This is a genomic window from Methylorubrum zatmanii, from assembly GCF_014845115.1.
GTDB classification, from domain to species: domain Bacteria; phylum Pseudomonadota; class Alphaproteobacteria; order Rhizobiales; family Beijerinckiaceae; genus Methylobacterium; species Methylobacterium zatmanii.
In genome coordinates this window covers 1-9,480 of record NZ_NKUI01000270.1, presented here as the reverse complement: position 1 = coordinate 9,480, position 9,480 = coordinate 1, and the positions used below count along the sequence as shown (strand labels likewise).

The following is a 9,480-nucleotide window of genomic DNA, read 5'->3' as shown; positions in this document are numbered from 1 at the left end:
CGGCGGGGGGTTTGTGAGAGACACCAATCCCCTCAGGTGGTCGGGGCCGCCACCCGCTGGCGCAAACCCGCGATCACCGCCTTCAGCATCTCCGCGCTCGCCTCCGCCGTGAGGCCGCCGGGGGTGCGCCCGGCGTAGACCCGCTCGTGCACGAAGGCGAGCTTGGCGATCACCGCCGGCGTCAGGGTGAAGGGATAGAGCGGCGGCTGGCCCATGGAGCGATTGAGGGAATTGACGGCGTAGGTCAGCGGAATCCACGCCTCGATCACCCGCTCGAAATCCGGCGTCTCGTAGGGGTCGAAATCGATGCAGGTCGGCGTGCCCGCCGGCTCCGTCGCACCGCGCAGCTTCGGCCGGAGGCGGATGTCGAAGGCGCTGCCGGTCTCCAGCGTATCGATGATGTGCAGGTAATGGGCGAAGGTCTCGGCGAAATCCTCCCATGGATGCGCCGTGGCGTAGGAGGACACGAAGGATTCCTCCCAATGCGGGGGCGGTCCCCCGGCATGGTGCCGCTGAAGCGCGGCGCCGTAATCGGCTCGCTCGTCGCCGAACAGGGTGCGGAAGGCCGGCAGGCTCTCATCGAAACGCACCAGCAGATTCCAGAAATAGTGCCCGATCTCGTGGCGGAAGTGGCCGAGCAGGGTGCGGTAATACTCGCCGAACATCTCGCGCCGCCGCTCCCGCTCGACATCGTCAGCCTCGGCGATGGACAGGGTGATGAGCCCGTCGAGATGGCCGGTCATCACCGACGGCCCGGCGGATTCGGCGAGGAAATCGAAGGCGAGCCCATCGGAATACTGGGCGCGTGTCACCAGCGGCAGGTCGAGGCGGAGAAGCGAGTAGAACAGCCGGTGCTTGGCCGCCTCGATCCGGCGCCAGCGGTCGAGGTTGGTGCTCACGCTCAGGTCCGGCACCACCCGGTTGTGGCGGCAGGTGACGCAGTAGATCTCGGGTGAATCCTCCGGCACCATCCAGTTGCAGGCATCGTAGGCCGCGTTGGCGCAGAGCCGGTACTTGCGGCCCGGATGGGCATAGGCGCGGAAGAGGGGGCCGCGCCCATCCTCGCCGCAGGGCTCCAGCGCCGAGACCTCGTGGCGGTCGCAGACATAGCCGAGACGGCGCTCGCAGCTCTCGCAGACCGTGCTCTCGAAGGAGACCGGCTGGTCGCAGGCTTGGCACTGGAAGATCTTCATCGAGCGCCCCGCTCCGGCCGTCGCGGAGACCGAACAAGAACCGGGCCACGCCCTCGCCCCTCGGGCCCGCAGGAACCAAGGGCGATCGGGCCGTCGGGGTTCCCCGCCGCGCGCGGACAGCCGATGCACGGTTCTTGCTTTTTCGGATGCTCCTCCCGCCATACCGGGATGTATAAGGCGCACAACCAGCGGCCGAGCGCGCTGTCCGCTCCTTCGCGACCCGAAACGACTTCCGGAGCCTCCGTGTCGATCCAAGCCGCCCTGCACCACGTCACGCATTACCGGTACGACCGGCCAATCGCCCTCGGGCCGCAGATCATCCGCCTGCGCCCGGCGCCGCACAGCCGGACCAAGGTGCCGGCCTACGCGCTGAAGGTGCGGCCGGAGAACCACTTCATCAACTGGCAGCAGGACCCCGCCGGCAACTGGCTCGCTCGGCTGGTCTTCCCGGAAAAGACCACCGAGTTCCGCGTCGAGGTCGATCTCACCGCCGACCTTGCCGTCATCAACCCGTTCGACTTCTTCGTCGAGCCCTCTGCCGAGCGCCGCCCCTTCGCCTACGAGCCGGACCTGAAACTGGCGCTGGCGCCCTACCTCGTCCTCGACGAGGCGAAGGGACCGGAGATCGACGCCTTCCTGGCGCGGGTGCCGGAGGAGACCCACACGGTCAGCTTCCTCGTGGCGCTCAACGAATTGGTGCGCTCGGAGATCGCCTACGGCGTGCGCATGGAGCCCGGTGTCCAGACGCCGGCCGAGACATTGACCCTGAAGAGCGGTTCCTGCCGCGATTCCGCGTGGCTGCTGGTACAGGTGCTGCGCCGGCTCGGCTTCGCCGCCCGGTTCGTCTCCGGCTATCTGATCCAGCTCGTGCCCGACACCACGGCGGTCGATGGGCCCAAGGGCACGACGAACGACTTCACCGACCTGCATGCCTGGGCCGAGGTCTACCTGCCCGGCGCCGGCTGGATCGGCCTCGACGCGACCTCCGGCCTGCTCACCGGCGAGGGGCATATCCCGCTGGCGGCCACCGCCCATTACAACGCCGCCGCGCCGATCTCCGGCCTGTCCGACCCCGCCGAGGTCACGTTCAGCTACGAGATGAAGATCCACCGCGTCGCCGAGGCGCCGCGCATCACCAAGCCCTTCTCCGAGGAGGTCTGGACGGCGATGGACGCGCTGGGCGAGCGCATCGACGCCGACCTCGCCGCCCAGGACGTGCGCCTGACCATGGGCGGGGAGCCGACCTTCGTCTCGGTGGACGATTTCCAGTCGCCGGAATGGAACGTCGCGGCGGTGGGCCCGACCAAGCGGGGGCTGGCCGACGCGCTGGTGCGGCGCCTGCGCGACCGCTTCGCCCCGGGCGGCATGCTGCATTACGGCCAGGGCAAATGGTATCCCGGCGAGAGCCTGCCGCGCTGGGCCTTCGCCCTGTACTGGCGCAAGGACGGCGTGCCGGTCTGGCGCAACCCGGACCTGATCGCGGCGGAGACCGGACCGCGCGCCGCCACCATCGCCGACGCCAAGAAACTGATCGCGGCCCTGGCGGAACGGCTCGGCCTCTCCCGCTTCGTCTTCCCGGCCTACGAGGACGCGGTCTACTGGAAGAGCCGCGAGAGCGAATTGCCGGTCAACGTCACGACCTCGGCGCCGCAGACCGGCAGCGCGGAGGCCGATGCGCGGTTCAAGCGCGTGTTCGAGCGCGGCCTCGACAATCCGGTCGGCTTCGTTTTGCCCCTGGCCAATCTCGCTGTGGGCACCGGCCGCGCCTGGATCTCGGAAAGCTGGGCCTTCCGCCGCGGCGGCGCCTATCTCAGCCCCGGCGATTCCCCGATGGGCTTCCGCCTGCCGCTCGCCTCGCTGCCTCACGTGCCGCCGGATTCCTATCCCTATTACCACCCCCAGGATCCGCTCGACGCCCGCGGCGACCTGCCCGCCGATCCGGGCGGCCTCAAGGATGCGCCCCTGCCGAAGGGATCGGACCGGGCGAACGGGGCCGGCATCGAGGGCGTCGCCGTGCGCACCGCCCTGGCGGTCGAGCCCCGCGACGGCGTGCTCTGCGTGTTCATGCCGCCGATGGAGCGGGCAGACGAATACATCGACCTCGTCGGCCATCTCGAGCGCGCGGCGGAAGCGGTCGGCCGGCCGATCCACATCGAGGGCTACGAGCCGCCCTACGATCCGCGCCTGTCCGTCATCAAGGTCACGCCCGATCCCGGCGTGATCGAGGTCAACGTGCATCCGGCCGCCTCCTGGCGCGAGGCGGTCGAGATCACCGCCGGCCTCTACGAGGAGGCGCGCCAGACCCGGCTCTGCGCCGAGAAATTCATGATCGACGGGCGCCATACCGGCACCGGCGGCGGCAACCATGTCGTGCTCGGCGGCGCCAGCCCCTCGGACTCGCCGTTCCTGCGCCGGCCGGACCTGCTGAAGAGCCTCGTGCTCTACTGGCAGCGCCACCCCGCGCTCTCCTACCTGTTCGCCGGCCTCTATGTCGGCCCGACCAGCCAGGCGCCGCGCATGGACGAGGCGCGCCATGACGGGCTCTACGAACTGGAGATCGCCCTGGCGCAGGTGCCGAACCCGAACGAGGCCAACATCCCGCACTGGCTGGTGGACCGGCTGTTCCGCAACGTGCTGACCGACGTGACCGGCAACACCCACCGGGCCGAGATCTGCATCGACAAGCTCTACTCGCCGGACGGGCCCACCGGGCGCCTCGGCCTGCTCGAATTCCGCTCCTTCGAGATGCCGCCGGACGCGCGGATGAGCCTCGCGCAACAGGTGCTGCTGCGCGCCATCGTCGCCTGGCTCTGGCGCGAGCCGCAGGCCGGATCCTGTGTCCGCTGGGGCACGGCGCTGCATGATCGCTTCATGCTGCCGCATTTCCTCTGGGCGGATTTCCTGACCGTGCTGGAAGATCTGCGCGCCGGCGGCTACGACTTCGACCCGCAGGGCTTCGCGGCGCAGCGCGAATTCCGCTTCCCCGTCTTCGGCCGGGTGGAGCAGGGCGGCGTGAGCCTGGAACTGCGCCAGGCGCTGGAGCCCTGGCACGTGCTGGGCGAAGAGGGGACGTCCGGGGGGACCGTGCGCTTCGTGGACGCATCCGTCGAACGGCTTCAGGTGAAGGTCGAGGGCTTCGTGCCCGGCCGGCACGTGATCGCCTGCAACGGCCGGCGCCTGCCGATGACGCCCACCGGCGCCAGCGGCGAGGCGGTGGCGGGCCTGCGCTTCAAGGCGTGGCAGCCGGCCTCCTCCCTGCACCCGACGATCCCGCCGCACGGGCCGCTGACCTTCGACATCCTGGACGCCTGGAGCGGCCGCTCGCTCGGCGGCTGCCGCTATCATGTCAGCCATCCGGGCGGGCGCAACTACGACAGCTTCCCGGTCAACGCCTACGAGGCGGAGGGGCGCCGGCTCGCCCGCTTCGAGGCCATGGGCCACACCCCCGGCCGGGTCGCGATGCCGGCCGAGGAACGCTCGGCCGAGTTTCCCCTGACCCTCGACCTGCGCATGCCCGCGCCCCGATGAGCGCATCGGCCGCCTTTGCGGACGGGCCGGCGCGGCCCGACCCTGCCTGGGCGGCCGAGGATGCGCCCTCGCGCCTTCACCGCTGGACCGAGGGCTATGCCCCCCGTCCCGGTCTTGCCGACGAATTGGTGGGTGCCGACGGGCGCCTGCGGGGGGCTTGGCCGCGCTTCCTCGAACGCTTGGCCCGGCTCGACGACCGGGAGGTCGCCGCCCGCTTCCTCTCGGCCGAGCGGCATATCCGCGATGCCGGCATCTCCTACCGGGTCTACGGCGACGGGCGGGAGCATCCCTGGCCGCTCGGCTCGCTCCCCCTGGTGATCGATTCCGACGATTGGGCGGAGCTGTCCGCCGGCATCGTCCAGCGGGCGGCGCTGATGGAGCGCATCGTCGCCGACATCTACGGCGCGGGCCGGCTCGTCGCCGAGGGCTTCCTGCCGGCGGGCGTGGTGGCGGGGCACCCGGAGTTTCTCCGCCCGGTCCACGGCATCGCCCCGCCGGGCGGGCGCTGGCTGCCGATCTACGCCGCCGATGTCGGGCGCGGCCCGGACGGGCGCTGGCAGGTGCTGGCCGACCGCACCCAGGCCCCCTCCGGCCTCGGCTACGCCCTGGAGAACCGGATGGTGCTCGCCCGCGCCTTCCCGGACCTGTTCTCCGACCTCCATGTCGAGCGCCTGCCCGCCTTCTTCCAGGCCTTCCGCGCCGGCCTCGCCGCCGCCTGCTCCCGCAGCGATCCGCGCATCTGCCTGCTGACCTCCGGGCCCTATAGCAGCACCTATGTCGAGCAGGCCGCGCTCGCCCGCTATCTCGGCTTCCTGCTGGTGGAGGGCGACGACCTCGTCGTCCGCGACGGGCTGCTGCATGTGCGCACCATCGCCGGCCTGAAGCGCACCGACGCGGTCTGGCGCCGGATCGACGCCGATTATCTCGACCCGATGGAGCTGCGCGCGGATTCGCGCCTCGGCGTGCCCGGCATCCTTCAGGTGCTGCGCCGGGGCGGGGCGGTGGTGGGCAACATGCCGGGCTCCGGCGTGCTCGAATCGTCTGCCCTCGGCCCCTACCTGCCGGCGATCGCGCGGCGGCTCACCGGCGAGGAATTGCGGCTCACCGGCCCCCGGACATGGTGGTGCGGCGAGCCGGACAACCTCGCCCACGTGCTCGACAATCTCGACCACCTGACCCTGCGCCCCGCCGCGACCCCGGTGCGCGGCCCGGAGCGTGACGCGATGCTGGCGGGCCCCGCCCTCGACGCCGCCCGCGCCCGCGCCGTGGAGGCCCTGCGCGAGCGGCCCTTCGACTGGGTGGCCCAGGAGACCGCGCCGCTTTCCACCATGCCCGCTTGGCAGGACGGGCGGCTGGTGGCGCGCCCCTTCGTGATGCGCGTCTTCGCCGCCGCCACGCCCGAAGGCTGGCGGGTGCTGCCGAGCGCCTTCTGCCGCGTCGCCGAACACGCGGGCGACGACCCGAGCGAGATGCGGGCCGGCATCCGCTCCGCCGATGTCTGGGTCCTGTCCGACACGCCCGTCGACACGCCGACGCTGGTGCATGCGAGCGCGCCGCGCATCCGCCGCATCGCCGGCCACCTGCCGTCGCGGGCGGCCGACAACATGTTCTGGTTCGGGCGCTACCTGGAGCGGGCGGAGGCCGTGACCCGCCTCGTCCAGGCCCATCTCGGCGTCTTCTGCGAGGCCGGCGCCGCCGTCGCCCCGGGTGAGGAAGGGGCGTCCACGGCCCGGCGCATCCGCGCGCTGCTCAAGGATTGGGGCTGCGTCAGCGCCGCCGATCTGCCGCCCGCCGCGATGGCGCAGGAGGCGCTGTCCGGCAAGACGGCCTACGGGTCGGGCCTCGCCCATGTGCTGGAGGCCCGGCGCATCGCCGCCTCCCTGCGCGAGCGGCTGCCGACCGAATCCTGGCGGGCGCTGGCGGAGCTGCGCGACACCCTGATCTACAGCGAGGCCTGGGCACCGACCGAGGCGCAGCTGTTCGGAAAGGCCGAGCGGGCGCTGGGCCACCTCGCCGCGCTCGCCGGCCTGAGCCACGAGAATATGGGCCATGCTCCGGGCTGGCGCTTCGCCGACATGGGACGGCGGATCGAGCGGGCGATCAACACCTGCCGCTTCGCCATCGATTTCTGCGGGACGGCGGCCAGCGGCGAGGACCTCGGGGTCATGCTCTCGCTGGCCGATTCCCAGATCGCCTACGGCGCGCGCTACCTCGTGGGCGTCAGCCGCGACGCGGTCTGCGACATGGCGGTGCTCGACCCGTACAACCCGCGCTCGGTCGCCTATCAGGTCCAGGCCATCGTCGCCCATCTCGACGCCTTGCCGGCGCTCGCCGCCGACGGGCTGCCCGAGCCGCATCGCCGCCAAGCGCTGGCCCTCGCCGCCATGCTCCAGACGGCGGAGGCCGCCGGGATCGACGGCGAGGCGCTGGAACGCTGCGAATTAGAGCTGGAAGGCCTCGCCGACCGGATCGCCTGCCGCTACTTCCCCAACGGCCCCGATGCGCTGCGGCCCGAGAAGCTCACGGGCCTCGCGTGATCTACACCCTGCGTCACCTGACGACCTACCGCTATGCCGGGCTGGTCCGCTCGGCCCGCTGCAACCTCCGCCTGACGCCCCGCGACGGCGACGGGCAGCGGGTTCTGGAGCATGGGCTCACGGTGACGCCGACCCCAGCCGCCCGTCTGGAGCGACGCGACTTCTTCGGGCTCGACACGCTGACCCTGCTCCTCGACGAGCCCCACCGGGAATTCGCGGTCGAGGCCGTCTCCCGCGTCGCCGTGGAGCGGCCGGCGCCGCCGCCGCCGGAGGCGGGCCCGTCCTGGGAGACGGTGCGCATGGCCGCGCTGGCGCAGCCCTCCCTCGGACCAGAGACGCCGACGCATTTCCAGTTTCCGAGCCAGCGGGTGCCGCTGGTGCCCGCCGTGACCGATTACGCCCGGGCGAGTTTCCAGCCGGGGCGCAGCGCCTATGGCGGCGCGGTCGAGCTGATGCAGCGGATCCGCCAGGATTTTCGCTTCGACGCCAAGGCGACCACCGTCTCGACGCCCCTGGCCGAGGCCTTCGCCCTGAAGGCCGGCGTCTGCCAGGATTTCGCCCATGTGATGATCGCCGGCCTGCGCGGCCTCGGCCTGCCGGCCGCCTATGTCAGCGGCTATCTCCGCACCCGGCCGCCCGCCGGTCGGCCGCGCCTGCGCGGAGCGGATGCCAGCCACGCCTGGGTCGCCCTGTGGTGCGGACCGGAGACGCATCCGGGGGAGGGCGGCTGGATCGGCCTCGATCCGACCAACGATTGCGTCGTGCGCGACGACCACATCGTCGTGGCGCGGGGCCGCGATTACGGCGACGTCGCCCCCATCGAGGGCATCGTCTCCTCGGCCGGAGCGCAGAAGCTCACCGTCGAGGTCGATGTCATCCCCGAGGACGAAGCCGCCTGAGCGCTCATTCCCTCAGGGATCCGTCACGAAAACCCGTGACTTGGCTTCCTGTCAGCCGGAGACGCCGGCCCGGTAGAGGCGGCCACGCTCGGTCCAGGCGACGGTGAGCAGGGCCAGCCCGCCGAGCGCGGCGTAACCATAGGCCACCGGCATCATCGTGCCGTCGAAGGCCCGCCCGATCAGAAAGCCGCAGAAGGCACCGAGAAGCGTAGTGTAGAAGCCGAGGAACGAGGAGGCCGTACCGGCGATGGCTCCGAGCGGCTGCAGCGCCAGGGCGTTGAAATTCGGCAGGGCGAAGCTGATCAGGAACTGGTTCAACGCCAGCACCGACAGGAACAGCACCAGCGGCGGGTGCCCCTGATAATGCAGGCCGATGGCGACCTGCACGAGTCCGACGGCGGTGAAGGCGGTGACGCCCACATGCGACAGGGTCCGCATCCCGAGCCGGCGGACGATGCGCGAATTGATCAGCGTCGCCGCGCCCATGGCGCCCGCCACCACCCCGAAGGCGACCGGGAACAGGCTGCCGAGATGGTAGAGCCCGGTATCGAACACCTGCTGGGCCGAGCCGACATAGCCCATGATGCAGCCGGTCAGCAGGCCGAGCGCCGTGGCGTAGCCGATGGCCGCGCGGGTGCGCAGCACCGTCAGCAGAGCCTGCCCCGTCGCCCGCAGCGAGAGCGGGCGGCGATATTCGGGATGCAGCGTCTCCGGCATGCGCAGGGCGAACCAGAGCGTCAGGATGCCGCCGAGCGCCAGCATCGAGACGAAGACCCAGATCCACGAGCCGAGCAGCAGCATGGTGGCGCCGATGGCGGGCCCGAGCATCGGCACGATCAGGAACACCATCATGATGAGCGACATCACGCTCGCCATCTCGCGGCCCGAGAACCGGTCGCGCACGATGGCGGTGGAGAGCACCCGGCCCCCGGCGGCCCCCATGCCCTGGATGATCCGCGAGGCGAGCAGCCATTCGAAACTCGGCGCCAGCATCGCGAGGATGCAGCCGGCGGTGTAGATGCCGAGGCTGATCAGCAGGGTCGGCCGCCGCCCGAGGGCATCGGAGACCGGCCCGTAGACGATCTGCGCCAGCCCGAAGCCGATCATGTAGACATAGACGAGGAGTTGCAGGCTGTTGGCATCGGTCACCGCGAACCGCTGCTGGATCAGCGGGAAGGCGGGCAGCAGGTTGTCGATCGACATGGCGGTGACCGCCATCATCAGGGCGACGATGCCGACGAACTCGGCGAAGCCCGGCCCCACCCAGGGCGATACGCCCTGAGGCGTGTTCGACGCGGCCTCGGAGGCGGGAACGCCCGGAGG

The 9,480-nt window shown here is 71.2% G+C and carries 5 protein-coding genes; 3 read left to right on the top strand and 2 right to left on the bottom strand.

Features of this window, described 5'->3' with window-relative positions:
• Window positions 1-32 precede the first annotated feature (32 nt).
• Complete coding sequence (locus MZTS_RS23140) at window positions 33-1,193, bottom strand: zinc-binding metallopeptidase family protein (RefSeq protein ID WP_192285581.1); 1,161 nt, start codon at window positions 1,191-1,193, stop codon at window positions 33-35.
• A gap of 243 nt (window positions 1,194-1,436) precedes the next feature.
• Between MZTS_RS23140 and MZTS_RS23135 the strand changes: the two genes are divergently transcribed.
• From MZTS_RS23135 to MZTS_RS23125, 3 genes are read left to right on the top strand one after another with little or no spacing between them, the layout of a single operon-like run.
• Complete coding sequence (locus tag MZTS_RS23135; RefSeq protein ID WP_192285580.1) at window positions 1,437-4,721, top strand: transglutaminase family protein; 3,285 nt, start codon at window positions 1,437-1,439, stop codon at window positions 4,719-4,721.
• Window positions 4,718-7,258: a circularly permuted type 2 ATP-grasp protein gene (locus tag MZTS_RS23130; RefSeq protein ID WP_192285579.1), complete on the top strand. Its 2,541-nt coding sequence runs from the start codon at window positions 4,718-4,720 to the stop codon at window positions 7,256-7,258. Before MZTS_RS23135 ends, MZTS_RS23130 begins: the two co-directional genes overlap by 4 nt.
• Entirely contained in the window at window positions 7,255-8,157 is a 903-nt protein-coding gene (locus MZTS_RS23125; RefSeq protein WP_192285578.1) for a transglutaminase N-terminal domain-containing protein, read from the top strand. The genes MZTS_RS23130 and MZTS_RS23125 overlap by 4 nt, the downstream gene beginning before the upstream one ends.
• A 51-nt stretch (window positions 8,158-8,208) precedes the next feature.
• Here the strand turns inward: MZTS_RS23125 and MZTS_RS23120 are convergent, their stop codons facing one another.
• The gene (locus tag MZTS_RS23120; RefSeq protein ID WP_192285582.1) at window positions 8,209-9,420 is read right to left on the bottom strand and encodes an MFS transporter; all 1,212 of its coding nucleotides are present in this window, start codon (window positions 9,418-9,420) and stop codon (window positions 8,209-8,211) included.
• Window positions 9,421-9,480 lie beyond the last annotated feature (60 nt).

Excerpts from the sequence above, each read along its gene's own strand:
- MZTS_RS23130 (WP_192285579.1), top strand. The coding sequence starts at position 4,718 with ATGAGCGCATCGGCCGCCTTTGCGGACGGGCCGGCGCGGCCCGACCCT.
- MZTS_RS23140 (WP_192285581.1), bottom strand. The coding sequence starts at position 1,193 with ATGAAGATCTTCCAGTGCCAAGCCTGCGACCAGCCGGTCTCCTTCGAG.